The sequence below is a fragment of the Rhodococcus pseudokoreensis genome, assembly GCF_017068395.1.
Classification (GTDB): domain Bacteria; phylum Actinomycetota; class Actinomycetes; order Mycobacteriales; family Mycobacteriaceae; genus Rhodococcus_F; species Rhodococcus_F pseudokoreensis.
Window position 1 is genome coordinate 5,339,016 of record NZ_CP070619.1, and the last position, 25,208, is coordinate 5,364,223.

22 protein-coding genes are annotated in these 25,208 nt (G+C 66.7%); 13 read left to right on the forward strand and 9 right to left on the reverse strand.

The genetic code is table 11. The features are described 5' to 3' along the window. Window positions 1-51 precede the first annotated feature (51 nt). On the forward strand, window positions 52-2,115 hold the full coding sequence (locus JWS13_RS29535) for a 3-hydroxyacyl-CoA dehydrogenase NAD-binding domain-containing protein (RefSeq protein ID WP_206008941.1): 2,064 nt from the start codon (window positions 52-54) through the stop codon (window positions 2,113-2,115). Window positions 2,116-2,133: 18 nt separating this feature from the next. Here the strand turns inward: JWS13_RS29535 and JWS13_RS29540 are convergent, their stop codons facing one another. Further along, window positions 2,134-3,039, reverse strand: a complete 906-nt coding sequence (locus tag JWS13_RS29540; protein WP_241032385.1) for a LysR family transcriptional regulator — start codon at window positions 3,037-3,039, stop codon at window positions 2,134-2,136. Between JWS13_RS29540 and JWS13_RS29545 the strand changes: the two genes are divergently transcribed. Further along, window positions 2,995-4,071, forward strand: coding sequence for a LysR family transcriptional regulator (locus JWS13_RS29545; protein WP_206008943.1), 1,077 nt, complete (start codon window positions 2,995-2,997; stop codon window positions 4,069-4,071). The genes JWS13_RS29540 and JWS13_RS29545 overlap by 45 nt on opposite strands. 72 nt (window positions 4,072-4,143) lie before the next feature. Here JWS13_RS29545 and JWS13_RS29550 read toward each other — a convergent pair whose 3' ends face one another. The 6 genes from JWS13_RS29550 to JWS13_RS29575 all read right to left on the reverse strand — a co-directional run bounded on the left by JWS13_RS29550 (window position 4,144) and on the right by JWS13_RS29575 (window position 10,859). Then, window positions 4,144-5,688 (reverse strand): MFS transporter, encoded by a 1,545-nt coding sequence (locus JWS13_RS29550; protein ID WP_206008944.1) that lies wholly within the window; start codon window positions 5,686-5,688, stop codon window positions 4,144-4,146. A gap of 37 nt (window positions 5,689-5,725) precedes the next feature. Next, window positions 5,726-6,865, reverse strand: coding sequence for a CaiB/BaiF CoA transferase family protein (locus JWS13_RS29555; RefSeq protein WP_206008945.1), 1,140 nt, complete (start codon window positions 6,863-6,865; stop codon window positions 5,726-5,728). 177 nt (window positions 6,866-7,042) lie between these two features. Beyond that, window positions 7,043-8,041 carry an AraC family transcriptional regulator gene (locus tag JWS13_RS29560; RefSeq protein WP_206008946.1) on the reverse strand — a complete coding sequence of 333 codons (999 nt, stop codon included), beginning with the start codon at window positions 8,039-8,041 and terminating at the stop codon, window positions 7,043-7,045. A 72-nt stretch (window positions 8,042-8,113) separates the two neighbouring features. Further along, complete coding sequence (locus JWS13_RS29565) at window positions 8,114-9,115, reverse strand: NAD-dependent epimerase/dehydratase family protein (RefSeq protein WP_206008947.1); 1,002 nt, start codon at window positions 9,113-9,115, stop codon at window positions 8,114-8,116. A 32-nt stretch (window positions 9,116-9,147) separates the two neighbouring features. Then, the gene (locus JWS13_RS29570) at window positions 9,148-9,675 is read right to left on the reverse strand and encodes a 2,4'-dihydroxyacetophenone dioxygenase family protein (RefSeq protein ID WP_206008948.1); all 528 of its coding nucleotides are present in this window, start codon (window positions 9,673-9,675) and stop codon (window positions 9,148-9,150) included. A 98-nt stretch (window positions 9,676-9,773) separates the two neighbouring features. Further along, window positions 9,774-10,859, reverse strand: coding sequence for a zinc-binding dehydrogenase (locus JWS13_RS29575; RefSeq protein ID WP_206008949.1), 1,086 nt, complete (start codon window positions 10,857-10,859; stop codon window positions 9,774-9,776). A gap of 558 nt (window positions 10,860-11,417) precedes the next feature. Between JWS13_RS29575 and JWS13_RS29580 the strand changes: the two genes are divergently transcribed. The 11 genes from JWS13_RS29580 to JWS13_RS29630 all read left to right on the forward strand — a co-directional run bounded on the left by JWS13_RS29580 (window position 11,418) and on the right by JWS13_RS29630 (window position 22,693). Continuing rightward, window positions 11,418-12,707: an MFS transporter gene (locus JWS13_RS29580; protein WP_206008950.1), complete on the forward strand. Its 1,290-nt coding sequence runs from the start codon at window positions 11,418-11,420 to the stop codon at window positions 12,705-12,707. A 123-nt stretch (window positions 12,708-12,830) separates the two neighbouring features. Then, on the forward strand, window positions 12,831-13,634 hold the full coding sequence (locus JWS13_RS29585; protein ID WP_206008951.1) for an SDR family NAD(P)-dependent oxidoreductase: 804 nt from the start codon (window positions 12,831-12,833) through the stop codon (window positions 13,632-13,634). Between the two features lie 40 nt (window positions 13,635-13,674). After that, complete coding sequence (locus JWS13_RS29590; protein ID WP_206008952.1) at window positions 13,675-14,829, forward strand: acyl-CoA dehydrogenase family protein; 1,155 nt, start codon at window positions 13,675-13,677, stop codon at window positions 14,827-14,829. A 31-nt stretch (window positions 14,830-14,860) separates the two neighbouring features. After that, complete coding sequence (locus tag JWS13_RS29595) at window positions 14,861-16,027, forward strand: thiolase family protein (protein WP_206008953.1); 1,167 nt, start codon at window positions 14,861-14,863, stop codon at window positions 16,025-16,027. Between the two features lie 41 nt (window positions 16,028-16,068). After that, window positions 16,069-17,259, forward strand: a complete 1,191-nt coding sequence (locus JWS13_RS29600; RefSeq protein ID WP_206008954.1) for a lipid-transfer protein — start codon at window positions 16,069-16,071, stop codon at window positions 17,257-17,259. A gap of 43 nt (window positions 17,260-17,302) precedes the next feature. Continuing rightward, on the forward strand, window positions 17,303-18,205 hold the full coding sequence (locus tag JWS13_RS29605) for an SDR family NAD(P)-dependent oxidoreductase (RefSeq protein WP_206008955.1): 903 nt from the start codon (window positions 17,303-17,305) through the stop codon (window positions 18,203-18,205). Next, window positions 18,202-18,624: an FAS1-like dehydratase domain-containing protein gene (locus tag JWS13_RS29610; RefSeq protein WP_206008956.1), complete on the forward strand. Its 423-nt coding sequence runs from the start codon at window positions 18,202-18,204 to the stop codon at window positions 18,622-18,624. Before JWS13_RS29605 ends, JWS13_RS29610 begins: the two co-directional genes overlap by 4 nt. Continuing rightward, a complete protein-coding gene (locus tag JWS13_RS29615) occupies window positions 18,624-19,040 on the forward strand; it encodes a MaoC/PaaZ C-terminal domain-containing protein (RefSeq protein WP_206008957.1) in 417 nt (138 codons plus the stop codon). Before JWS13_RS29610 ends, JWS13_RS29615 begins: the two co-directional genes overlap by 1 nt. 59 nt (window positions 19,041-19,099) lie before the next feature. Continuing rightward, the gene (locus JWS13_RS29620) at window positions 19,100-20,611 is read left to right on the forward strand and encodes an AMP-binding protein (RefSeq protein ID WP_206008958.1); all 1,512 of its coding nucleotides are present in this window, start codon (window positions 19,100-19,102) and stop codon (window positions 20,609-20,611) included. Window positions 20,612-20,643: 32 nt separating this feature from the next. Beyond that, window positions 20,644-21,795, forward strand: a complete 1,152-nt coding sequence (locus JWS13_RS29625; protein WP_206008959.1) for an acyl-CoA dehydrogenase family protein — start codon at window positions 20,644-20,646, stop codon at window positions 21,793-21,795. A 13-nt stretch (window positions 21,796-21,808) separates the two neighbouring features. Beyond that, window positions 21,809-22,693: an acyl-CoA thioesterase gene (locus tag JWS13_RS29630; protein WP_206008960.1), complete on the forward strand. Its 885-nt coding sequence runs from the start codon at window positions 21,809-21,811 to the stop codon at window positions 22,691-22,693. On the opposite strand, the gene JWS13_RS29635 is transcribed toward JWS13_RS29630, so the two are convergent. Continuing rightward, window positions 22,662-23,864 carry a TetR/AcrR family transcriptional regulator gene (locus JWS13_RS29635; protein ID WP_241032386.1) on the reverse strand — a complete coding sequence of 401 codons (1,203 nt, stop codon included), beginning with the start codon at window positions 23,862-23,864 and terminating at the stop codon, window positions 22,662-22,664. The genes JWS13_RS29630 and JWS13_RS29635 overlap by 32 nt on opposite strands. 148 nt (window positions 23,865-24,012) lie before the next feature. After that, the gene (locus JWS13_RS29640) at window positions 24,013-25,101 is read right to left on the reverse strand and encodes an Lrp/AsnC family transcriptional regulator (protein WP_206008961.1); all 1,089 of its coding nucleotides are present in this window, start codon (window positions 25,099-25,101) and stop codon (window positions 24,013-24,015) included. Between the last annotated feature and the right edge of the window lie 107 nt (window positions 25,102-25,208).

Genomic DNA, 25,208 nt, shown 5'->3' on the forward strand with positions numbered 1-25,208 from the left:
GGCCCCGCTTGCTCGATACCCCCTCCGTTTCCTTCTTCTCGAAAGGTTTTCATGTCCACCCAGTACAGCGTCGCCGGCAGCGTCGCGATCATCCGCCTCGACAATCCGCCGGTGAACGGACTCGGACTCTCGACCAGGCAGGGGATCCTGCGTGACCTCACGCGCGCTCTCGACGCCCCCGAGGTCGAGTCGATCGTGTTGACCGGCAACGGTAAGTTCTTCTCCGCCGGTGCCGACATCTCGGAATTCGGCACATCCAAGTCCTCGACAGAGCCGTCGCTGCGCACAGTGATCGAGGCGCTGGAGGATTCGACCAAACCGGTTGTCGCGGCCCTGGAGGGGACGTGTTTCGGCGGTGGTCTCGAACTCGCGCTGGGCGCCCACTACCGGGTCGCGGCGAAGTCCGCGAAAGTCGGCCTGCCGGAGGTGAAGCTGGGGTTGGTGCCCGGCGCCGGTGGCACACAGCGACTGCCTCGGGTGTTGAAGGTGCGGACCGCGGCCGACATGATCACCGGTGGATCGCCCCGCACGGCCGGTGCGCTGGCCGCCGAACCGGGTCAGCGGTTGTTCGATCGTGTGGTCGATTCCGATACCGTAATCGCTGCAATGCAGTTCGCCGACGAGACGGTTCCGTCGGGTAAGCGTCCGCGGATCCGGGACCTCGAGGTGGCCGGGAGCGAGGACCTCGGAGCGTTGCGCGCGCAGCTGACCAAGCGGAGCCGCGGGTTCGCCGCCCCGCTGGTTGCGCTCGACCTCGTCGAGAAGGCACGCTCCGTCTCATTCGCCGAGGGCCTCGACGCCGAGCACACCGCGTTCCTCCAATTGGTGGGCGGCGATCAGTCGGCAGCGCTGCGGCATGCGTTCTTCGCGGAACGGACCGCCCGGAAAATTCCGGGGCTTGCCGCCGACACGGCGGCCCGGCCGGTGCAGAAGGTGGCGGTGGTCGGTGCCGGCACCATGGGCGGTGGCATCGCCATGAACTTCCTCAACGCAGGTATCCCGGTCACCGTGCTCGAGACCGCGCAGGAACCGCTCGACCGCGGTCTCGCCACGATTCGCCGCAACTATCAGGCACAGGTGGACAAAGGGAAGCTGACCCCCGAGGCCATGGAGACGCGCATGGGGCTGCTCCGCCCCACCGTCGACTACGCCGATCTCGCGGACTGCGACCTGGCCATCGAGGCCGTGTTCGAGGACATGGACGTCAAGCGTGCGGTATTCACCAATCTGGACCAGGTGCTGAAGCCCGGTGCGATTCTCGCGTCCAACACGTCGACGCTCGACGTCGACACCATCGCCGAATTTACGTCCAGGCCTGCCGATGTCGTCGGGATGCACTTCTTCAGCCCCGCGAACGTGATGACCTTGCTCGAGATCGTGCGCGCAGACAAGACCGCCGACGAGGTTCTCGCGACCGCGTCGGACGTCGGGCAGCGGATCGGCAAGGTCACGGTCGTGTCCGGAGTGTGCGACGGGTTCATCGGCAATCGGATGCTGGCCCGGTATCGGCGGGCCGCCAACGTTCTTCTCGAGGCGGGAGCGTCCCCGGAACAGATCGACTCCGCCATCGAGGGTTTCGGGTACGCGATGGGACCGTTCCGGGTAGGCGACCTGGCCGGCGGCGACATCGGGTGGGCGATCCGCAAGCGCCGCTACGCCGAGAACCCGGACATGCCGCGAGACGAGATTTCGGACCGGCTGTGCGAGATGGGAAGATTCGGGCAGAAGGCGGGAGCCGGATGGTACGACTACGAGCCCGGTCGTCGTAACGCCATCCCGAGCCCCGTCGTGGCGGAAGTGCTCGAGGCCTACCACCGGGAGAAGGGCACTCGGCGGCAGGAATTCTCTCCCGAGGAGATCGTGCAACGACTGGTCTTCGCGCTCGTCGACGAGGGCGCCAGAATTCTCGACGAGGGAATCGCGTTGCGCGCCTCCGACATCGACGTGGTGTATCTGGCGGGATACGGCTTCCCCCGGCATCGCGGCGGGCCGATGTTCTACGCCGACACCGTCGGGCTCGCCACGGTCGAGGACGCTCTGCGGACGTTCGACGCGGGCATCGAACCCGCACCCCTGCTGACGCGATTGGCGAAGGAAGGCAAGACCTTCAACTGACACCGGAGTGCGGCGGCCTCAGACCTGCCGGTCACGCCACCGTAAAGCAATCTCGAGGAGCGCACGCGCCGCCGGCGACAGCACGCCCGGTCGATGCATGATCGCCAGGTCGACGAGTACCGGTGGTTCCATCGCCCGGGGAACGACACCGGGCTCCCCGGAGTTGGCGACGACGGCGGCGGTGGTCCACGCCATGCCGACACCCGCGGCGACCAGCGGAACCACCGCCTGCCGGTGCGCCGTGACCGCACCCAGTTTCGTGCGCCGAGAAGCCCGTCGCAACGCGGCCTCGATGGTGACTCGACCGAGCGCACCGCTGGTGACGGCGATGACCGGCAGATCGGGAAGAAGTGCGAAGGGCAGAGGATCGGGCAAGGCGTCGGCGGTCTCCTGTCGGAGCGCGACACACAGTTCGTCCGTTTGCAATTGGTGGGACTCGAGGCGGAACGCGGTCCTCTCGGCGGTGTCGGCGGCGTCGAGGTAGCCGAAACCCAGTTCGACGCTACCGTCGCGGACTGCGCGCGCGACATCCGCCTCGGATTCGAACTCGCTGAGGCGGACGCTCACGGTGGGGTAGGCGAGCCGGAGTTCGCCGATCAGATGGGGAAGCGGCGACTCGGAGGGGCCCGCGGTGGCGCCGAGGTCCACGTGTCCGCCGTGAAGCCCGGAGAGTTCGGCGACGGAGGCTTGCGCGGTGGCCACATCCCTGAGGAGTTGCCGGGCCGGATCCACCAGCGCAGCGCCGACGGGTGTAGGGACCAACCCGCGGCCGACCCGGTGGAAAAGGGGCGTGCCCATTTCACGTTCGAGGACGCGGATGGACTGGGACAGTGACGGCTGCGCGAGGTGGAGGGCGGCGGCGGCGCGGACGACACCACCGTGCTCGACCACGGCGAGGAAGTGCTCGGCCTGCCGGAACTCCATGCCCACCTCGTCACTGCCGTGGCCCCCGGGACGGTCGACCGCTCCGGACGCGAAGCGCGTGTGCTTCTCGCGTGCACCAGCCTATCGTCCGGATTCATTGGCTACTCTCGGGCAGTGGACTCACGTCAGCTTCGGTATTTCCTCGCAGTGGTCGAGCACGGCAGCGTCACCAGGGCGGCTGAGGTTCTCTTCGTCGCCCAGCCGGCCTTGTCGCAGTCGCTGCGGGGTCTGGAGAGCGAGCTGGGTGTCGAACTGTTCCGACGTGTGCCGCGCGGAATGGAGTTGACCGACGCCGGTGTGGCGCTTCTGGGGCCGGCCCGGCAGGTCATGCAGTCGTCGCAGCACGCGGACAATGTCGTGCGGGGGATCGCCACGTTGGAACAGGGCTGGCTCGACGTGGCGAGCCCGCCGGACCTCGCGGTCGAACCGCTCGTCTCACTCGTGGCGCGCTTTCGGGCGCGTTATCCCGGAGTGTGGGTGAACCTGATCGATCCGGGGCCGAACGCCGACGTCGAGAGCCTCCTGAGGAACGCCCGATGCGAGGTAGGTGTCGACTACCTCCCCGCTGACGACGACAAGCTGTCGACGTATGGCCTCGGCCGGCGCCGTCTCCTGCTGGGTCTGCCTCCAGAGGCTTCCCGCACCCAGTCCGTGAACTTCCCGATCGATGGTCTCGCCGATCTGCCGTTGGTGGCGGGTCCGAGGGGGACCGCTGTCCGTGACGAGGTCGAACGCGTCTGTGCCGAGAGAGGATTCACGCCACGGGTGGTAGTGGAGGTCGAGCACGAGCACAACGTGTATCTCCTTGTTGCGGCCGGTGCCGGTGCCGCCTTCCTCACGGAGCCGGAAGCCCGGCGCTCCGAGCGGCGCGGGGTGCGGGTGGTGCGAACGGAGCCGGAGCTTGGCCATGACTTCGGTCTCGTCTTCCGCTCGGGTCCGCTGTCACCGGCTGCCCGTGCTTTCGTCACGCTCGCGACGGCTGCGAGGACCGACGTGATCCGCGAACCGCCTCCCGACGAGCGTGACCGATGAATCCGTTGCCGATGTCCGCGAACGTCGGATTCGTGGCAATCCTGGCCAGTCGAGCACCCTCGGTCGGGAGGTTCAACCGATTCCGAGTGGGGTGCCCGGCCCGTCCTCACGGGCCGGGCTTCTCGTGAATTTCGCCCTCCGCCTCCGGTGGCCGTCGCGCGCACGCGCGGCGGCCACGGCTCCGACGAGAGCCAGAACCGCGAGCAGGCCGAATGCGGCATGAAAGCCTTGACGAAGGTCTCCGAAGGCTGCCGGGTCGAGCGAATCGGCGTGGCCGCCGAAGATCGCGGACCTGTCGCCACCCGTGAGGGGTGCCGTCACCACCGCCAGACACAGTGAGGTTCCGACCGTGTTGCCGAGCATCTGGACGAGAGATCGGATGCCGCTGACCGAACCGAGCGCGGCCTGATCACAGCGGCGCAGGATGGTCGCGCCGTTGGCAACGACAAGGATTCCGGCGCCTGCTCCCGTAATCAGCCCACCGCACCCCGCGAACAGCGCATACGGGTGAGCCGTGACGGACAGCAGGACGATCAGGATTCCGAGACCGGTCATGAGAGAGCCGACGATTCCGAGCAGGTAGGCGCCGAATCGACGCTCGAGCAGGCGGTAGCTCAGCGAGGCGAGCATTGTGCCGATCGAGACCGGCACGACCGCGAGGCCGCCGATCGCGGCACCGGAGGAGTGCACGGTCTGAAACATCAGTGCGATGAGCAGGACAAGGGGGAACCGCGCCGCGCAGTTCAGGAAGCTCGATGCATTCGCCCAGCGAAATATCCGCTCGGCGAACAACGAGAGGTCTACCAGCGGAGACTCCGCTCGCCGTTCCCACCAGACGAAGGCAACGGCGCTGCTCGCGGAGGCGCTGAACAGTCCGACGATTCGCAGATCCGTCCAGCCCGTTCCGCTCCCGAGGCTCAGCGCCGTGATGGCGGTGGTGATGGCGCCGATGCTCAGTCCGGCGCCGAGCAGGTCGAGCCGCTGTCCGGAAGATTTCGGCGCATCGCGTGGGAGCACGAAGAAACCGGTGGCCACGGTGCAAACGGCGACCGCGACATTCGGCCACAGGACCCAGTGCCATCCCAGCTGCGCCGCGATGACGCCACCGATGACGGGTCCGAGGAACTGAGCGAGCGAATTGACCGCGAAGTACACCCCCATTGCCCCGCCGAGTTGTTTCGGCGGATATGCGGAGGCGATGAGAGCGGCGCCGGTGGCGAACATCATCGCGGCGCCCGCGCCCTGAAAACCGCGTCCCACGATCAGTATTCCGGCCGTCGGCGCCGCGGCCGACACCGCACTCGACAGTGCGAACAGGCCCACTCCCGACAGGAAGAGACGCCGGCGGCCGACCAGATCGCCGATCCGGCCGAACACCACCAGCAACGAGCACATCGTCACCAGGTAGGCCAGCAGGATCCAACTGGTCGCCACCGCACTCGGCCGGAGGTCGCCGGCGATCACCGGCAGCACGACGTTCAGAGCGCTCTGGTTGAAACCGCCGAGGAACGCCGTGAACGATGCGATCAGGAGTACCCAGGCAGGTCTCCGTGGGGACGCGTGATCCGGCGTGGTCCGCGCGTCGACATCGAGACCACCGGTCACGATCGTCCGCATCCGGTCGAGAGGCTTTCCCTGCTCGAGGCAGGGGCCGTCACGAGACGTTCAGCCCGAGTTCGGCGAGCACTTCCTCGGTGTGCTCGCCGAGACGTGGTGCTCCGAGGCGGGTCGGTTGCCAAGGCTCCGTCCCGATTCGGACGTGCGGTGCGGGTTCACGCACGATCCCCAGGCCCGGTCGCTCGACCTCACGGATGACGTCGTTGGCCTGCACCTGGGGATCGGTCAGCATCTCCTCGACGGTGTTGAGCGGCCCGCAGGGAATGTCGGCGTCCGAAAACAGTGTCAGCACCTGGTCGCGAGTCGAATCCTGGAACATCGCGGTCAGCTGATCGTTGATCGTTGTGCGTGCTTCGCGGCGATCGTCCAGTCCGGGGAACTTCTCGATCCACTCCGGCTGCCCGATCGTCCGACAGAGCTGTGCCCATTGCGAGTTGGTGGTGGCCGTGCAAATCAGCCACTTGCCGTCACCGGCGCGCAGGATCTGCGCCACCCGAGTGTTTCGTTCGACCTTACCCGCGGGGGGCGGTGCGTCGACGAATGTGTCGGCCTGCATCATGTCCGGCCAGAGAAAGGAGATCGCGGTGTCCAGCATGGTGACTTCGACGTGGTCGCCCCGGCCGGTGCGGCCACGCTGGACGAGGGCCGCGAGGATGCCCTGTGCCAGCGACATCGATGTCAGCTTGTCGGGGAGAAGGTTCGTCACCAGCTGGGGAGTGTCTTCGTCCTGCGTGGAGGCCATCGACGACACACCCTGAATGATCGGGTCGTACACGCGTTGTCCGGCATAGGGGCCCGCCGACCCGAAGCCCCGCACCGATGCTGTGATCAGCGCCGGATGCCGGGCACGAAGCTCGTCGAATCCGAGGCCCAGCCGTTCGGCGACACCTGGACGCCAATTTTCCATCACCACATCGGCCTTCGCGATCAAAGCGTGAACGGCCCGGATACCCTCGTCCGATTTCAGGTCGAGCACGATTCCGCGTTTGCCGCGATTGGCGTTGTAGTACATCGCAGACATGCCACAGTGCATCGGATGATTTCCACGAAGCTGGTCGCCGTCGCGACTCTCGACCTTGATCACGTCCGCTCCGAGTTCGGCGAGCAGAGTGGCCGCGTAGGGGACGGACAGTACCCCGCCGAGATCGAGCACGTTGATTCCGTCGAGCGGCCCCATTGTTCCTCCTGTGAATCGTCCGTGACGCGCGTGTGGCACGTACATTCACACTCGGTGATCGCGGGGCATGCGTCCAAGACCAAATGCCTCCCCGAGTGATCGGCCGGACTGATGGGTCGCGTTGGGATGCAGCAGTGATTGCCGAGCCGGTACTCACGGCCGAGCGTCTGGACCGCGTCACGGTCCGGGCGTCAGGGCCGAGATCAGTTGGCGTGGGGACTGCCCGAACCAGCGTTGACAGGCGCGGGTGTAACTACTCTGTTCGGTGTAGCCCAGCATGCGTGCGATCTGGGCTACCTGGAGCCCGGTGGCGGACAGGCGTTGTGCGGAGGTGCGTCGGATGTCGTCGAGGATGGCCTCGAATGTGGTGTCCGATTCGGCGAGGCGGCGTTGGAGCACCCTGGGATGGAGCGACATCTCCCGGGCGACGTGGACGAGGCTCGCCTGGTTGAGCGGCAGGAGCCGCTGGATCAGGTCGTGCACGTGGTCGGCGACGGCGAGATCGGGACGTATCGGTGCCAGGTATTTCTCGGCGAGAGCGCGGGCCGCGGAGTCCGAACCGTGAATTCGCTGGTTCAGTGCACTATTGGGCAATGTCAGGCAGTTCTGCGTGCCCTCGAACTCGATCGGGCAACCGAACAACTTCTCGTAGGCTTCCGGCTCTGCGGATCGTGCGTGCTGCACGGTGACCCGGAGTGGTACGAAGTCCGGGGCGACGAGCAGCCGGAGTGCCCCGAGTCCGATACCGAGACTGAGTTCGACCATCAGGTCCCGGTGCGGTAGCTGGCGAAGCAACACGGTGAAGGTGAACTCCGAGGCCGCCGCATCCCGCCGCAGTTCGGTGGCAATGGAGGGGCTGTAGGTGTGCAGATAGCGGGACACACCGTCGAGCGCGTCGGCCACCGTGTCGGCGTGGCGGGCGATGACCGCGATGGGGCCGAGGATGTCGATGCTCTGACGGCGCGCCAGCTGCAACCCGAAGTCGGGGTGGCCCAGTTCTTTCGCTGCGCCGCCGATGACGGTGGCGACCGCGGTATAGGTGAGGAAGCGTTCGTGGTCGCCGGCGACGACAGGGTCGACCCCGTGCGCGAGCAGCACCGCGTCGGGGTCGCCGCCCAAGTCGGTGACAAGATCCCCGAAGTTCGCCAGCGCCGATGCTCGGATGAGGTCGACCATAGTCGTCAATTGTCAAAAAGTAGCCGCGCCCAGTCAAGTGCACGGCTGCTTTTCGACGGCGCGGGGGTGACTTCAGGCGGGTATCAGGCCCTCCTCTCGGGCCCAGGCCTCGACCCGCGTCATTCCCTCGTCGAACGACACCAGCGGTTCGTAGCCGAGGACCGTGCGGGCCTTGTCGATGGAGTAGGCGCCGGGCCGGTTGAGCATCAGCATGGTTCCCGGGCTCAGCTCGCTGGGCCGGCCCAGCCGCCGCTGGATCGCACCGACGGTGCTCGCAAGGGCGATGGCGAGTCCGGCAGGCAGGGTGCGGACAGGACCGCCGGTCATCCGGGCCAGCCGGCCGAAGTATTGCGCGCAGCTCATGCCGTCGCCGTCGGTGATGTTGAAGATCTGCCCGGCAGCGGCGTCGGAGGCGATCGCCAGCAGTATGCCGTCGACGAGGTTGTCGATGTAGACCGGTGTGAACGTTCCCTTTCCGCCGTTCGGCAGGATCAGCTGCCGGGCGGCGAGCATCTGCAGGATGAGGATCACCCAGGGGCGAGACTCCGGCCCGTACACATCCCCGGGCCGGATGACGGTGCAGTCGATTTCGCCGGCGGCGTGCGCGGTCAGCACGACGGCCTCGGAGTTCACTTTCGTGTCGGTGTAACTGTGCCCGTTGACGTGAACCGGGTACTTCTCGTCCACCCCGTCCGGGTAGGCGAAGCCGTACGCGGCGATCGACGACAGGTGGACGAATCGGCGCACGCCGGCACCGATGGCGGCGTCGAGCACCCGCCGCGTTCCCAGCACGTTGACCGTCCACGCATCCTCGAGGGAGGCCACATTCGACACGAGCGCCGCGGTATGGATCACCACGTCGACGCCGTGGAGGGCGGCGGACCAGGAGTCGGGGTCGGTGGTGTTTCCCGCGACGATCCCGTTGGCCGGGTCGGCTGTCAGGTCGACGCCGGTGACTTCGACGCCGAGTGCCCGCATCCGCCGCGCGAGGGCGGCGCCGATGAATCCGTTTGCGCCGGTGATGAAGACCTTGCCCGGCAGTGCCGGTGCGGGGCGGGGGATGGTTGCGGTCATGCCGGCAACCCCTTTCGTGTTTCGGGGTGAAACTAGTTGGCGGTGTAGCGGGCGCTGCCGCCGGTGAGGTAGTTGACCTTGCCGAGGCCCTGCGCCTCCGAGAGTTGTTCGGTCAGTGTCTTGATGGTGATGGCGTCGAGGACGGAGTGGAATTGGCCCTCCGGGGTGAAGTTGATGTTCGCGCCGTAGACGATGAACAGGACGACGGTGTCGTCGGTGTTGTCCTCGGGGGCGTAGAACTGGTGGATCGACGACCCGGGCTCGTAGAGGTAGCTGCCCGCCGTCTGCGGCTGATCGGGGTACTCGCGGTACGCCCACTTACCGGACAGGGTGTAGCCGTGCACGGCGCCGGTGTGCAGGTGCACGGGCAGTTCGGCGCCGGGGGCGAAATGCGCCAGCACCACCCAGATCCCGACCTCGGGATCGAGGAACAGCGGCTGGTAGTTGACACCGGGGGCGAGCGCGTCCTTGATGACGGGAATGTCCGCGGCGTTGAGGGTGAGCAGTTCGTCCTGGGGGAGTGAGAACACGGGTGCCTTCGTGAAGGGCTGGGCGGTCATGTCGAGTCTCCTGTTGTCGATGTGAGACCCCGAATGGGGTTCGGATGGCGGAACGTTTCCGGCGAGGGTGCGCCGGAACGGGGGTGTCGGGCGGGATGTCAGCCCAGGGTGGGGTCGATGATGATCTTGGCGTCCCTCTCCGGGTCGGCCAGATCTGCGTACGCCTGCCGGACCTCGCCGAGGCCGACGCTGCGCGTGATCAACGGATCGACCTGGAGCTCGCCGGCGGCGAGATATGCCAGGGTTTCGGCGAATTCGTCGACCGTGTAATAGATCGAGAAGATCAGGTCGATCTCCTTCAGCACGCCGAAGGTCGGCTGGAAGCGGTCCTCCTGCATGCACAATCCGGCGACGACGACCCGCGAGCACGCGGACGCGCCGGCCAGGATCTGCTGGATGACCCCGGGAACGCCGACGCACTCGAACACGACCGAGGGCCGCACGGACAGCTCGGGAAACAGTGCCGTCCGGCGGCCGACCCGCGCCGGGTCGGAGGTCGCCGCGACCTGGTGCCACGACTCGTACGGTGACGACTCCCGCGGGTCCACCACGACGTCGGCGCCGAGTTTCGCGGCGAGAGCGCGGCGGGCCGGGGAGAAGTCTGCAGCGACGATCGGCCCGGCGCCGCGCATCTTCAGCACCGCGATCGTCGCGAGGCCGATCGGACCGCAGCCGATCACCAGGGGGACGTCGTCGGCGCCGACCGCGCCGCGATTGACCGCGTGCAGCGCCACGGCGAGGGGCTCGGTCAACGACGCCGTGGCGGTGTCGAGGGCGTCGGGCACCGGCATCAGCAGTGCCTCGGACAGCACCATGTACTCGGCATAGCCGCCCGGGGTGTCGATTCCACCGAAGCCGAGCTGGGTGGGGACTTCGCGGAGCAGTAGAGGTGGAGACACCACCCGGGTGCCGGGCGCCAGGATCCCCTGGGTGCCCGGTCCGTGCGCGACGATCTCGGCGCAGAACTCGTGCCCGAGGACGACCGGTCTGCTGACATCCAGCAGATCACTGCCGGTGACAGCCTTCACGCCGGCCACGAACTCCGGTCCATGACTGACGCAGTGCAGATCCGATCCACAGATTCCGTTGGCCAGCGTCTTGACCAGAACCTCCCCGGAGTGGGGCTCCGGTATCGGGATGTCGGTGACGTCGAGATCGCTGTCCTGCATGACAACTGCGCGCATGGGCTCATCCGTTCCTGGTGCGCCGCTCGAAGGGCGGCTCGTCGAGATACCCCAAACGGTATGTGGCGCAGCTCTCAGAAGTCTTGCCATGTGACGACGCCTTTTTGTCATTTGACGACTGCGAACTTCGGTCCCCGGGAGGGTCTCGTCAACAGCGGGGCGAAGTGACTCTTGACACTTTGCCCCAAATGATCGAATGTGAATCTGCAATAACTACATCGAGCTACACGATCGCGGCCGTCCCGACCCGAAAGTGCGCAAGATCGCCTATATATCTGGGATTACCATGTATCCACGCCGCCGGCGCAAGAATTTCGGGCAACCAAAGACTGCAGTCTTGCGCGGTCGGAGCGGTCCTGGACGCGTTCCCCGAGTGCGGTCGGATGCAGGGCTCCCGCGCACCGACGCCGGTGCAGTCACGCCCTTCGTGCTCGGCTCGACTCCTGTCTCAACCCGTAAGCATGCTCGTCAATTTTCCGAAAGGGATTTACGGTGACAACACGCGAGAACACTTCTCGACACCCATTGCCGACACATTCGAGCACTTCCGATCGTCCGATGCGGGCTTGGGGTTTCACCTCCCTGCTCGTGTTGCTGACGGTGGTCAACTGGAGCGACAAGGCTGTTCTCGGGATCATCGCGCAGCCGCTCGCCAAGGAGTTGAACCTGGCGGCGGCGCAGATCGGTCTCGTCGGCAGCCTGTTCTTCTTCACCTTCACCATCGGCGGCTTCTTCTCCGGCGCGGTGAACACGCTGCTGTCGCTGCGGTGGGCCCTTGCCGTGCTGGCGTTGGCCTGGTCGGCGGCGATGCTGCCGATGGTGTTCACTGCCAGTTTCACGGTGCTGCTGGCCAGCCGACTTCTACTGGGACTGTCGGAAGGACCGAGCGGCCCGCTGACGCACACCGCGACCTTCTCGTGGCATCCACCCGCGAAGCGGGCCTTGCCGGGTGCTCTGCTCGCCGGTTCCGCCTCGCTGGCGAAGATCGTCGTCGCGCCGGCATTGGCTTTCGTCACCGTGTCCTGGGGCTGGCGGGCCGCGTTGGTCTGCCTCGCCGTCCTCGGAGTGCTGTGGTGCGTGCTGTGGTTGTCGACGTGGTCCGAGGGGCCCCACATCCGAAGCGGGAATGGGCATGCCGGCACCGAGTCCGGCACCGCTGCAGACGAGCCCGCGGTGCCGTGGATCCGCATCTTCCGGACCCCGACCTTCCTCAGTTGCGTGCTGCTGATCATGGCCATCTACGCGTTGGTCGCGATCGTTCTGACGTGGCTCCCGTCGTATTTCGAGGTAGCACTGGGCTACAGCAGGTTGCAGGCCGGGTCGATGTTCGCGTTCCCCAGCATCGCGGGTCTGACCCTCATGCTGGTGCTGGGCGCAACCGGTGACCGGCTGACCTCCCGCGGCGCGACGTCCCGAACGGTGCGGATCATCATTCCCGTGGCCGGCGTGATGATCAGCGCGGCGATTCTGGTGACACTGCCCTACGTCGGTGTGCCCGCACTCGCCGTTCTCATCGTGTCGGTCGGCTACGGCTTCCTCGCCTCGGGTTACCCGCTGATCATCGCGACCATCACGGAGTTGTGCCCGCCGCGCCAGACGGCGGGCACCCTCGGGGTGTTCATGGCGATGATGGGGATCGGCGGACTGGTGGGGCCTTACATCACCGGACTGATCGTCGACGCGGCGGACAGCCCGGCAGCGGGATACGCGACCGCGTTCCAGGTCTTCGGAGTGGTCGCGCTGGTCTTCGCGCTCGGCGCTCTCGTCTTCGCGAACCCGGAACGGGACAAGCGCGCCGTGCGGGGGTTGACAAGCGCGCACAACCGAGGCAATGTGAATAATCAGTAACCGAAGACATCGAATTGATCCGCATCCCTATCTTGGGCATAACACCAGTAAGAAGCCGGTTTATGGCCGAACGGATCAAGCGTGAGTCGGAATATTCAGACAGACTTCTTGGAAGGCATCACGATGGGAACACTCAGCGGCAAGACCGCCCTCGTATCGGGTTCGGGACGCGGCATCGGACGTGAGATCGCCCTGAAGCTGGCCCGCGAGGGCGCGGCGGTGGTGGTCAACGACCTCGATCCGGAACCGGCCGCGCAGACGGTGGACGAGATCGCCGCGGCCGGCGGCCGTGCCGTTGCCTGCACCGGATCGGTGTCCGACGACGGGTTCGCCGAGCGATTCGTCGAGACCGCGGTCGACACGTTCGGCGGTCTCGACATCATCGTCAACAACGCCGGCTACACGTGGGACTCGGTGATCCAGAAGATGACCGACGAACAGTGGGACACCATCCTGGACGTCAACCTGAAGGCGCCGTTCCGGATCCTGCGGGCGGCACAGCCGTTCATCAAGTCCGCGCCCACCGACTATCACCGCAAGGTCGTCAACATCTCCTCGGTGTCCGGGTTCTACGGCAATGCGGGCCAAGCGAATTACGGCGCGGCAAAGGCCGGCCTGCTCGGGCTCACCAAGACCCTCGCCAAGGAGTGGGGCCGCTACAAGGTCAACGTGAACGCGGTGGCCTTCGGTCTCATCCTCACCCGGATGACCGAGGTCGCCGCCGACACCGACACCACCCTGAACATCGACGGCCGCGATATCCGCGTCGGTATCAACGCCGATCGAATGGCGATGTCGTCGAGGATGATCCCGTTCGGGCGCGGCGGCACCCCGACCGAAGCTGCCGGGGCGGTCTACCTGCTGTGCACCCCCGAATCCGACTACGTCAACAGCCAGTGCCTCGTGGTCGACGCCGGCCGCGTCTGATCCCGCACCGAACCAACAGCCCAACCCGTCAGGAGAGACGATGAAGCGCACCGTTTACACCGAAGAGCACGAAGCATTCCGCGACACCATCCGCACCTTCATCGCCAAGGAGGTGTCGCCGTACTACCCCGACTGGGAGAAGGCGAACCAGGCTCCGCGTGAACTGTTCCACAAACTCGGAGCGTTGGGCGCCATGAGCTTCGACATTCCCGAGGAGTACGGCGGGCCCGGGCCCACGAGTTTCAAATTCCAGGCCGTCATGCAGGAGGAGACCGCCCGCGCCGCAGTCACTCTCGGGCATTTCACCGTGAGTACCGGCATCGTGCTGCCCTACCTGCTGCGCCTGGCGAACGAGGAGCAGAAGAAGCGCTGGCTTCCCGGTGTCGCCACCGGCGAGACGGTGCTGTGCATCGCGATGACCGAACCGGGCACCGGTTCGGACCTGGCAGGCATCCGCACCACCGCCCGGCTGTCCGAGGACGGCACCCATTACGTCCTGAACGGCGCCAAGACGTTCATCACCGGAATCCGCAATTCCGAACTGTGCGTCGTCGCGGCCCGCACCTCCGCACCCAACGACGACCGCCGGTTCGGCCTGAGCCTGCTCGTCGTACCGACGGACAGCCCCGGCTTCGAATTCGGACGCAAGCTCGACAAGATCGGCATGAAGGCCAGCGACACCAACGAGATCTCCTTCACCGACGTGTTGGTGCCCGTGGAAAACCTTCTCGGCAAGCAGGATCAGGGTTTCTCCTATCTGGGTCAGAACTTGCCCCGCGAGCGGCTGTCGATCGGCGTCGGCGCCGTCTCCACCGCGACGGCGGCGATCGACTTCGCACGCGAATACGTGCGGGAACGGCAAGTGTTCGGCAAGCCGGTCGCACATTTTCAGAACACCAAGTTCGTGCTCGCCGAGTGCGCCGCCGAGGTCGCCGCCGGGCAGGCACTGGTGGACCGGGGACTCGATCTCGACGAGGCCGGTGCACTCACCCCGGCGGATGCTGCCCGCATCAAGCTGTTCTGCACCGAAATGAGTGGGCGTGTGATCGACAAGTGCCTGCAGTTGCACGGCGGTTACGGCTACATGCTCGAATACCCGATCGCCCGCCTGTACGCCGATGCGCGGGTCAACCGCATCTTCGGCGGTACCAGCGAGGTCATGAAGACCATCATCGCCAAGGACCTGGGTCTGTAGACCCCGAACCATGCTCCCCGCAGGAGGATTCATGCGTGATGCAGTGATCGTCGACGCGGTGCGCACACCGGTCGGCAAGCGCGACGGGGCCCTGTCACGGATGCACGCGGTGGCGGTGTCCGCGCACGTGCTCGGCGCCCTCACCGAACGCACCGGACTGAAACCCGGTCTCGTCGACGACGTCATCTGGGGCTGTGTGGGAACACTCGGCATGCAGGCCGGATGCATCGCCCGCTCGGCCGTGCTGGCGGCGGGATGGCCCGAGCACGTCCCCGGAGTCACCGTCGACCGGCAATGCGGTTCCTCGCAGCAGGCCGTACACCAGGCGGCCGCCGGGGTGATCTCGGGCCAGTACGACATCGCCGTCGCGGGCGGGGTCGAAATGATGAGCGTCGTTCCCCTCGGCGCTGCCGCCCGCGCCGGTGACTACGGACCCATCTACGGACCGCAGGTTCTCGGCCGCTACAACATCGACCGCTACGACCAGGGCCGCGGCGCCCAGATGATCGCCGACGAGTACGGCATCACCCGCACCGAGATGGATCGGCACGGCCTGGATTCGCATGCCCGGGCGGCCGCCGCGACCGACGCGGGCCGGTTCACCGGCCAGATCGCTCCGATCGAGGTCGTCGACGCCGACGGCAGCACGCGGATCTTCGACACCGACGAAGGGATCCGCCGCGGAGGCACCCTCGATAAGCTCGCGACGCTGCCGTCCCCGTTCGCCGAAGACAGTGACATCACCGCGGGCAACGCGTCGCAGGTGTCCGACGGCTCGGCCGCACTGCTCGTCACCACCAGCGAGATCGCCCGCAGGCACGGGTGGCGTCCGATGGCTCGCATCCACACCGCGGTGGTCACCGGTACCGACCCGGTGACCATCCTCAAAGGCCCCATCCCGGCGACGGCCCTCGCACTGAAGAAGTCCGGGTTGACGCTCGACGAGATCGGCACCTTCGAGATCAACGAAGCGTTCGCGTCGGTGTCGCTGGCGTGGCTGCGCGAGACCGGCGCGGACTACGCCCGCATGAACCCCAACGGCGGGGCCATGGCAATCGGGCACCCGGTCGGCGGATCCGGTGCGCGGCTGATGACGACGATGGTCCACCACATGCGCGCCGAAGGCCTCCGTTACGGGTTGCAGTCGATGTGTGAAGGCGGGGGCATGGCCAACGCCACCATCCTCGAACTGCTCTGACACGTGAAACCCCTACCTCCCCAACGAACTGGAGTACAGAAATGAGTCGCAGAGTCTTGGTCGCAGGCGTCGGCATGGTGCCGTTCGCCAAACCGGGAAAAAGTGAGGACTACTTCGACATGGGCGAGAAGGCGATCCGCGCCGCCCTGTCGGATGCAGGTCTCGGTTACGAGACGATCGAACAGGCCTTCGCCGGGTACGTCTACGGCGATTCGACCAGCGGGCAGCGCGCGATCTACAACGTCGGAATGACCGGCATCCCGATCGTCAACGTCAACAACAACTGTGCGAGTGGATCTTCGGCGCTGTGGCTGGCACGGCAGGTCGTCGAGTCCGGTGCCGCCGAGTGTGTCCTGGCCGTCGGATTCGAACAGATGCGGCCCGGACCGCTGCTCAACGCGTGGGGCGATCGGCCCGTTCCGATGGGCAGGCACCTCGAGGTGCTCGACCGCACGTACGGCGTCGACCGGGACAACCCGTCCAACGCCATGCAATTCTTCGGCGGCGCGACGCAGGAGTACTGCAAGCGCTACGGTGTTTCCCCGGACCTGTTCGCGAAGATCTCGGTCAAGTCCCGCAAACACGCCGCCAACAACCCGTACGCGGTGTTCCGGGACCCGGTCACCGAGCAGGAGGTCCTCGACTCGCCCGCACTGTACGGCGGGCTCACCCGTCTTCAGGCGTGCCCGCCCACGTGCGGGGCCGGCGCGGCGATCGTGTGCAGTGACGAGTTCGCCCGCAAGCACGGCATCACGCCGACCGTCGCGATCGCGGCGCAGGCCCTGTCGACGGATTTCCCCGACCTGTTCACCGCCGACGACATGCTCAAGGTCGTCGGTGCCGACATCACCAAGGCGGCAGCCGCCCAGGTGTACGAAACCGCGGGTGTCGATCCCCGCGACATCAAGGTCGTGGAACTGCACGACTGCTTCTCGATCAACGAGGTGCTCTGCTACGAGGCGCTGGGCCTGGTCGAGGAGGGCGGCTCGGAGAAGTTCATCCTCGACGGCGACAACACCTACGGCGGCCGCGTGGTGGTCAACCCCAGCGGCGGGCTGCTCTCGAAGGGCCATCCCCTCGGTGCGACCGGGCTCGCGCAGTGCGCCGAACTGGTCTGGCAGCTGCGCGGTACCGCCGACGCCCGTCAGGTCGACGACGTGACCGTGGCCCTGCAGCACAACCTCGGGCTCGGTGGGGCCGGGGTCGTCACCCTCTACGAAAAGGTTTCCTGACCAGCCCCGGTCAGTTCCGCACCCTCTTTTGAAAGGCAAGACAATGGGACAATTGGACGGACGCGTGGCGATCGTCACCGGCGCCGGTGCCGGCATCGGCCGCGAGCACGCCCTGCTGATGGCAGCCGAAGGAGCGAAGGTGGTCTGCAACGACCTCGCCGACGCCCACAGCACGGTCGCCGAAATTCTCGCGAACGGCGGTCAGGCCGTGGCGGTCGAAGGCAACATCGGCGACATGGCCGTCGGCGCTGCGCTCACCGACGCCGCGGTCGACTCCTTCGGTGATCTGCACGTACTGGTCAACAACGCCGGCATCATTCGCGACGCGATGATCTGGAACATGACCGAACGCGATTTCGATGCCGTGGTCAACGTACACTTGAAGGGCACGTTCTCGGCCACCCAGGCCGCTGCACGCTATTGGCGCGCCCGGTCGAAGGAAGGCGTCACGGCGGACCGCTCGATCGTCAACACCAGTTCCGGCTCCGGCCTGCACGGCAACTTCGGGCAGTGGAACTATTCGGCGTGCAAGGCCGGCCTCGCCATCCAGGTCGTGAACGCCTCCCGCGAGCTGGGCAAGTTCGGGGTTCGTGCCAATGCGATTGCACCCGTGGCGCGTACCGCACCGGTCGCCGCCACTCCCGGCATCAGCGAACTCGTCGGTGAGCCGGTCGACGAAGACGTCTTCGACCGCTACAACCCGAAGAACATCTCCCCGCTGGTCGCCTACCTGGCCACCGAGTCCTGTGACTTCACCGGTCAGACCTTCGGCGTCTACGGCGGATACGTCGGGCTGTACGCCGGCTACTCGATCGCGCACGAGGTCCGCGCGGACCGGCAGTGGGACGTCGACGAATTCGCGACGGTCCTGGGTTCGGACACGTTCCCCCGGTCCGTCGAAACCCGTCGCGCGGGAATCCCCCCGGTGCAAGGAGCAACCAAATGAGCTACGAATTTCCCCTCGACTACAGCAAGATCCGTGAGTTCGCGCGGGCGGTCATGACCGACGACGCAGCCCACACCGGCACCGAACCGGTGATCCCGCCGACGATGCTGACCAGCGGCCGGATGATCTGGGAACCGGCCGAGCAGTCGGGCTTCGTCAAACTCGGATTCGACCGCCGCCGGATCCTCCACGGCGAGGAGGAGTACGTATTCCACGGTCCGCTGCCCCGCGCGGGACAGACCCTGACGGCCGACACCCGCATCGGCGAGAGCTTCGAAAAGCCCGGCAAACGCGGTGGGGTGATGACGTTCGCGAAGATGATCACCGAGTTCCGGGACGACAGCGGCCGGTTGGTGGCCACCCAGAACAGCACCATCATCCAGACCGCTACCACGGGCAACTCGGAAGGGAGCAAATGATGACTACCGTGACGACCACACCGGTGATCGGCCACCAGGCCCCGCCGCTGACGTACCCGCCGCTGACCCGCACCGACTTCGTCAAGTACCAGGGTGCATCCGGCGACTTCCACCCGCTTCACCACGACGAGTCCTATGCACTGGAGACCGGTTTCCCGTCGGTGTTCTCGGTCGGCATGCTGCAGGCGGGCCTGCTCGCCAGCTACGTCACCGACTGGCTGGGGGTGGAGAACCTGCGCCGATTCAAGGTGCGATTCGCCGAGAAGGTCTGGCCCGGTGACGAACTGACGTGCTCGGCGAAGATCGTCGACGTCTTCGATGCCGAGGACGGACGCCGGGTGCGGATCGAGATGACCTGTGCACGTCAGACCGGTGTGAACGCACTGGTCGGCGACGCAGAGTTCCTGCTCGACTGACCACGGTTCGCGCCGCGCACCCGACCCCACCGACACAACTGCCGAGGAGTACGTGATCCATGCACCTGACACACCTGTTGCACAAGGCGGTTCAGCAACAACCCCGGCGACCGCTGACCGTGTACGGTGCACGCGAACGCACCGCCGGTCAGGTCGCCGAGCGCGTGGCGCACCTGGCCGGTGCGTTGCGGGAGCAGGGGGTGCAACCGGGAGACCGGGTGTGCATTCTCGCATTCAACTCGGACCGCTACTTCGAGGCACTGATGGCCACCTGGTGGCTCGGTGGGGTGGTCACCCTCCTCAACTGCCGCTGGTCCCCGCGAGAGGTCGCCGATGCCGTCGCCGATGTGGGCAGTCGTTGCATCCTCGTCGACGACGACTGCATGCCGCTGATCGCCGGCCTGGAAACAGGCCCCGTGATCGTCCACGTCGGTGACGGCCCGGCACCCGCCGGCACGGTCGGCTACGAGGATCTCATCGCGGCCGGCCCGGCGGTGGACGACGTGCGGGCCGACGGCGACACCCTCGCCGCCCTCATCTACACCGGCGGCACCACCGGCACAGCGAAAGCCGCCATGCATTCCCACCGCTCACTGTCCACCTCCATCCTCGGCAGCATGGGGTACGCCCGATCCAGCGAACCGGACGGCTCCACACTCGTGATGGCCCCGCTGTTCCACATCGCGGCGCTGCTCGGCATGATGGCGCAGGCCCTCGTCGGCGGCACCCTGGTGTTCGCGAATCGGTTCGAACCGGGCGAAGTGCTGCGACTGCTCGGTAGGCACCGTGTCACGACCATGACCTCGACCCCGGGCATGCTGCAACTGCTGCACACCCACCCCGATTTCCCCACCGCCGACACGACTTCGATCTCCACGATCGTCTACGGGGCGGCTCCGATGCCCGAAGCCGTCCTCACCCGGGCGATGGCGGCCTTCCCGAACGCCCAGTTCGTGCAGGGCTACGGGATGACGGAAACCGCCGTCATCGCCTCACTGCTCGGTATCGACCACCGAGTCGGGGGACCCCGCCTGAAGTCGGCCGGCCGCGCCACGCTGCACGCACAGATCATCATCGGCGACGAAGCGGGACACGAGGTTCCCCGCGGGACCGTCGGGGAGATCCTCACCCGCGGCGACAACATCATGCTCGGGTATTGGAACCGGCCCGGGGAAACCGCGGCGGCGTTGCGCGGTGGATGGCTGCACACCGGCGACCTCGCCTACATGGACGACGAGGGTTACCTCTTCATCGTCGACCGGGCGAAGGACATGATCATCACCGGTGGCGAGAACGTCTATTCGACGGAGGTCGAGAACGCGATCTGTCACCACCCTGCGGTCCTGCGCTGCGCCGTGATCGGCGTTCCGGACGAGCAATGGGGGGAGCGCGTCCACGCGATCATCGTCCCGGCGCCCGGGCGGAGCGTCACGATCGAGGCCATCCGTGCACACGTCAAGACCAGCCTCTCCGGCTTCAAAGCGCCGCGCACCATCGAACTCGTCGAGGCACTGGCCACCACCGCCACCGGCAAGGTCGACAAGCGCGCACTCCGCCACCACCACACCTGAGGAGCCGACGTCGTCGGCCGAGGAGCTTTCCCATGAAGCGCACAATTTTCAACGACGAGCATCACGACTTCCGAAGAATGTTCCGGAATTTTCTGGACCGGGAGGTGGTGCCCGAGTTCCCCAAGTGGGAGCAACAGGGTTTCGCACCGCACGAGTTCTACCGCAAGCTCGGGGCATTGGGCGTGATGGGTTTCGACATCCCGGTCGAGTACGGCGGAGCCGGGCCCACCAGCTATAAATTCATCACCATCATGACCGAAGAAGCCGCCCTCGCCGGTGTCTCCCTCGGAAACTACGGCGTCACAACCGGAATCGTCCTGCCGTACCTGCTGAAGTTGGCCGACGACGAGCAGAAGCGGCGCTGGCTGACCGGCTGCGCCGCCGGCGAGACGGTGCTGGCGGTGGCGATGACCGAGCCCGGCACCGGATCCGACCTCGCCGCCATCCGCACCACCGCGCGGCGCGACGGCGACCACTACATCCTCAACGGTGCAAAAACGTTCATCACCAACGGATCCCAGTCCGACCTCATGGTCGTGGTGGCGCGCACCGCTCCCGTGGACGCCGACGATCGGCGGGGTGGTCTGTCCCTGTTCGTCGTCGACACCACTTCGGACGGTTTCGAGGTCGGCCGCCGACTCGACAAGATCGGCCTGAAATTCAGCGACACCTGTGAGGTGTCGTTCAGCGACGTCCGGGTTCCCGCGTCCGATCTGCTCGGCGAGGAAGGCGCCGCGTTCTCCTACCTCGGTAACAACCTGCCCCGCGAGCGCCTCGCCATCGCGGCGGGCGGGTGTGCCACCGCCCGCGCTGCGATCGAGCACACCCTCGCGTACACCCGTGACCGGCAGGTGTTCGGCAAACCCGTCGCCGCGTTTCAGAACACCAAGTTCGTGCTCGCCGAATGCGCGGCCGAACTCGAGGCAGCCCAGTCCATGGTCGACCAGGCGATCGAACTCGACGACGCGCACCAACTGTCCGCCGTCGACGCCGCCCACTGCAAACTGTTCAGCACCGAGATGGCCGGCCGCGTCATCGACAAATGCCTGCAACTGCACGGCGGCTACGGATACATCCTCGAATACCCGATCGCCCGCCTGTATGCCGACACCCGGGTATCGCGGATCTACGGCGGCACAAGCGAAGTGATGAAAACGATCATCGCCAAGTCTCTCGGACTGTAGGAGACGACACGTCATGCACGACGTCCTGCACCTCGACAATCCACACCCGAACACGTTTCTCGGCATCTGTTCCGCCGGCGGCCGCGGCCGGGCCTACGGCGGGCACATCGCGGCGCAGGCGTTGCTCGCCGCGCACCGCACCGTGGCACCCGACCGGGCCGTGCACTCACTGCACGGCTACTTCCTCAGCATGGGGCGCCCCGGCGAACCGGTGCAGTACGACGTGCACCCCGTGCGCGAAGGCGGCACCTACGCGTTGCGGCAGGTGAGCGCACGCCAGCACGGAAACGAAATATTCACGCTCACAGCATCCTTCAAGACGCCGGAGACAGACACGGACCGGCACGTGCAAATGCCACCGGCGCCCGACCCGGCGACGCTGCCCCCGCGCAGCGCGGCTGCGGACCGGTTGTGGTCCGGCATCGACCCCTCCTCACCGATCCGGCGAGTGGTGGACGTACGTCCCGTCCAGGGAGACACCGACGACGACATCGGTACCGTCGACCACGGCGGGCAACGCCGGCGCATGTGGTTCCGGATCCGCCCGGACCTGCCGGACGATCCCGCCCTGCATGCCGCGGCGTTGACGTACTGCTCCGATCTGACGGTGGCCCGCACGGCCGCGCTCGGACACCTCCGCGCCACCGGGACGGCAGGCACCCCGGCACAGACCCTGTACCTCGCCTCACTCGATCACGCGATCTGGTTTCACCGGCCCTGCCGCGCCGACGACTGGCTCCTGTTCGTCCACCACAGCCCGACCTCCGGTGACGGCCGAGGACTGACCACCGCTCAGGTGTGGACCCGCGACGGCGCCCTGGTCGCCACCGTCAACCAGGAGGTGCTTCTCCGTTCGCGTCGACCGACTACGTCGCCGGCACCTGTGCTGGTCCCGTAACGGCGGCAAAGTCGTCCGGTGCCGAGGTGTCGAGCAACATGGCCGTGCCGATCTCGGCGAGCCGATCCGCCAGATCGGCGCGACTGCGGAAACGGCCGGTTCGGGCGGCGTTGGCGACGACGGTCATCACCGCGCTGATCGTGATCAGCGCCTGCGCCTCGTCCAGTCCGGGGCGGACCGCGTCGAGGACCCGCGCCCACAGATCGAGGTAGTCACGCTGCTCCTGCACGCAGGCCCTGCGGACGTTGTCCGGGAGGTGGCTGAGTTCGGTGGCCATCACGCCGATCAGATGATCGTCCTCGAGCACGAAGGCGATATGTGCGCCCAATAGGTACGTGAGCGCCTGCCGCGGGTCGCCGGCACGCGTCAAGGCTTGGCGGGCGGCCAGGGCCCGGCGATCGAAACCGCGGGTGATCGCCGTGACGAGGAGATCGATCTTCGCGTCGAAGTGGTTGTACACGTTGGGACCGCTCATCCCGCACGCCTCACCGATGTCCTCGTTGTTCACGGTGTGATAGCCGCGTTCGTCGAAGAGCCGGGTCGCTTCGGTCACCAGTTGTTCTCGCCGCGACAAGGGAATCGCCATTCCCGCGTCCGGTCGGACCGCATCCGGTGCGCCGGTGCCCAGGGGACACCGTGCGACGCGTTCGGACAGTCCGAGCAGGAGCGCTTCCATGCGGCGGCGCGGCAACGTGAAGCGGTGGCCCGAGACACTGCCGAACACGGCCAGGACCGACACCCCGAGCAACTCGCAGTCGGCGGCGGACAGGTCCGCCCGGTCGCCGGCAACCAACCGGGACACCCGGGAGGTCACCTCTCGCAGCCGGGTACGCAACTCCGCCCGCGGTTCGTCCCCCAGGTAGCGCGCCTCGCGCTGCCACAGCACGGGAAGACCCCGGCGTCCTGTCGACGTCACCGACAGCGTCGACAACAGCGAGTCCAGGTCCGTCGCACCGTCCACCGATTCCTGGAGGGAATCCAGGCCGGCGAGAACGGCGTAATACAGCAGGTCGTGCTTGTTCCGGTAATGGCGGTACAGGGCGGACGCCGCGATGTCGACCTTGGTGGTGACGTCGGCGACCGATACATTGTGGTAGCCCTGCTCGCGGAACAGTTCACTCGCGGCAGCGAGGATTTGCTGCTTGCGGTCGCGAGGCCGACGAGTAGCCACAATCGGTCCCTTCCCGAAATCCTCCGATATTGATGTCATATCCATTATTGCACTTTCACAAGCTCGGGCGAACTGCGATGTGTTGACCGGTTAGCAACGTTGGCATTGGTTATGCGGGGTTCCCGGTGTCCGGTCGTGAGCCCGGCGTCTACATCTCCAGCGGGATGTGCTCGGCTGCGGTGCCGTCCGGGTGGAGCAGCTGCCCCATGCGTTTGACGGTGCGCAGGGTCACGGTGCGTGCGGTGATGGTCAGGCCCGGGATCCGCTCACCGAAGTGACCCTCGAGCCGGGCGATCTCCTCCGCCGAGCGGGACCACACGGACACGAGAAGGTTGCAGTTCCCGGTCACCGCGGCGCACAGGCGCACGTCGGGGAGGGCGGAGAGCTCGCGGGCGGCGTCGTCGAGACGTTCGGCAGGCACATTCAGCCGGTAGGTGGCGAGCAGCCGCCAGCCCGCGAGTTGCTGGGTGAAGTCGCAACGGAAGAGGATTTCGCCCTGGCGGATCATCCGCTGTAGCCGGCGCCGCGCGGTCGGCTCGGCGATGCCGGTGACGGCGGCGAGTTCGGCGTAACTGCGGCGGCCGTCACCGCCGAGTTCCCGGAGCAGGACGAGGTCCGGGCTCGACGACGTATCCGGGTGCGTCCACGCCGGACGCGTGCCGAGTTGGGCGCGCTGGTCCCTGTCCAATGCGCGCACGCGCCAACTGCTGCCCTCCCGGTACCCGCGCAGAGACACCCGGGTGTTCACCGACAGCGCCCCGTCGTGCGCGCCGAGGTCGTGACTGAGGAAGCGTGCGAGCGCGGCAGGTCCGCGCGTCACGACGCTGAGGAACAGATCGAAGTCTCCCGCTACCTGCTCGAGGCTGAACACCCGTGGATCGGCGACGAGCTGGTCGATCAGTGGCTCGATCGCGCCGGGGCTGCAGCGGACTTCCACGTACGCGACGCAATGATCGTCCGACGGCGCCGGGTACGCGGTGACCCAGGACAGCCCGTGTTCCGTCAGGCGGTGCCAGCGGCGGGCCGCGGTGGTCGCCCCGATGCCGAGCGCGGTGCCGACCTGCGACCAGGGGGCGCGTGGACTGGTCTGCAGGGCATCGATCAGGGCCAGGTCCAGCTCGTCGAACGGTGGACGCCCACCCGTCGACAATTCCTCGTCGCCGCCGCGGCTGTCGGATTCCTGCGTGTCGGACGGTGTGGTGACGGAATCCTGCGTATTCGTTCTCGTGACCCTCATGGTTCCTAGTCTTCACCCAGTGCGCGGCGGCCGTTGTCGGAGGCGGTGTCCGCAGCATCGTCAGAACCGGCACGGCGAGGCCTGTGCCGAGGCGTCGACTTGGTGTG

Bases quoted from the DNA above. Each gene is read 5' to 3' on its own strand.
- JWS13_RS29550 (WP_206008944.1), bottom strand. From the start codon at position 5,688: ATGCGGACGATCGTGACCGGTGGTCTCGATGTCGACGCGCGGACCACG.
- JWS13_RS29605 (WP_206008955.1), top strand. From the start codon at position 17,303: ATGGGACAATTGGACGGACGCGTGGCGATCGTCACCGGCGCCGGTGCC.
- JWS13_RS29600 (WP_206008954.1), top strand. From the start codon at position 16,069: ATGAGTCGCAGAGTCTTGGTCGCAGGCGTCGGCATGGTGCCGTTCGCC.
- JWS13_RS29625 (WP_206008959.1), top strand. From the start codon at position 20,644: ATGAAGCGCACAATTTTCAACGACGAGCATCACGACTTCCGAAGAATG.
- JWS13_RS29565 (WP_206008947.1), bottom strand. From the start codon at position 9,115: ATGACCGCAACCATCCCCCGCCCCGCACCGGCACTGCCGGGCAAGGTC.
- JWS13_RS29585 (WP_206008951.1), top strand. From the start codon at position 12,831: ATGGGAACACTCAGCGGCAAGACCGCCCTCGTATCGGGTTCGGGACGC.
- JWS13_RS29555 (WP_206008945.1), bottom strand. From the start codon at position 6,865: ATGGGGCCGCTCGACGGAATCAACGTGCTCGATCTCGGCGGGGTACTG.
- JWS13_RS29540 (WP_241032385.1), bottom strand. From the start codon at position 3,039: ATGGAGTTCCGGCAGGCCGAGCACTTCCTCGCCGTGGTCGAGCACGGT.
- JWS13_RS29570 (WP_206008948.1), bottom strand. From the start codon at position 9,675: ATGACCGCCCAGCCCTTCACGAAGGCACCCGTGTTCTCACTCCCCCAG.
- JWS13_RS29580 (WP_206008950.1), top strand. From the start codon at position 11,418: ATGCGGGCTTGGGGTTTCACCTCCCTGCTCGTGTTGCTGACGGTGGTC.
- JWS13_RS29595 (WP_206008953.1), top strand. From the start codon at position 14,861: ATGCGTGATGCAGTGATCGTCGACGCGGTGCGCACACCGGTCGGCAAG.
- JWS13_RS29590 (WP_206008952.1), top strand. From the start codon at position 13,675: ATGAAGCGCACCGTTTACACCGAAGAGCACGAAGCATTCCGCGACACC.
- JWS13_RS29640 (WP_206008961.1), bottom strand. From the start codon at position 25,101: ATGAGGGTCACGAGAACGAATACGCAGGATTCCGTCACCACACCGTCC.
- JWS13_RS29575 (WP_206008949.1), bottom strand. From the start codon at position 10,859: ATGCGCGCAGTTGTCATGCAGGACAGCGATCTCGACGTCACCGACATC.
- JWS13_RS29610 (WP_206008956.1), top strand. From the start codon at position 18,202: ATGAGCTACGAATTTCCCCTCGACTACAGCAAGATCCGTGAGTTCGCG.
- JWS13_RS29620 (WP_206008958.1), top strand. From the start codon at position 19,100: ATGCACCTGACACACCTGTTGCACAAGGCGGTTCAGCAACAACCCCGG.
- JWS13_RS29615 (WP_206008957.1), top strand. From the start codon at position 18,624: ATGACTACCGTGACGACCACACCGGTGATCGGCCACCAGGCCCCGCCG.
- JWS13_RS29560 (WP_206008946.1), bottom strand. From the start codon at position 8,041: ATGGTCGACCTCATCCGAGCATCGGCGCTGGCGAACTTCGGGGATCTT.
- JWS13_RS29630 (WP_206008960.1), top strand. From the start codon at position 21,809: ATGCACGACGTCCTGCACCTCGACAATCCACACCCGAACACGTTTCTC.
- JWS13_RS29535 (WP_206008941.1), top strand. From the start codon at position 52: ATGTCCACCCAGTACAGCGTCGCCGGCAGCGTCGCGATCATCCGCCTC.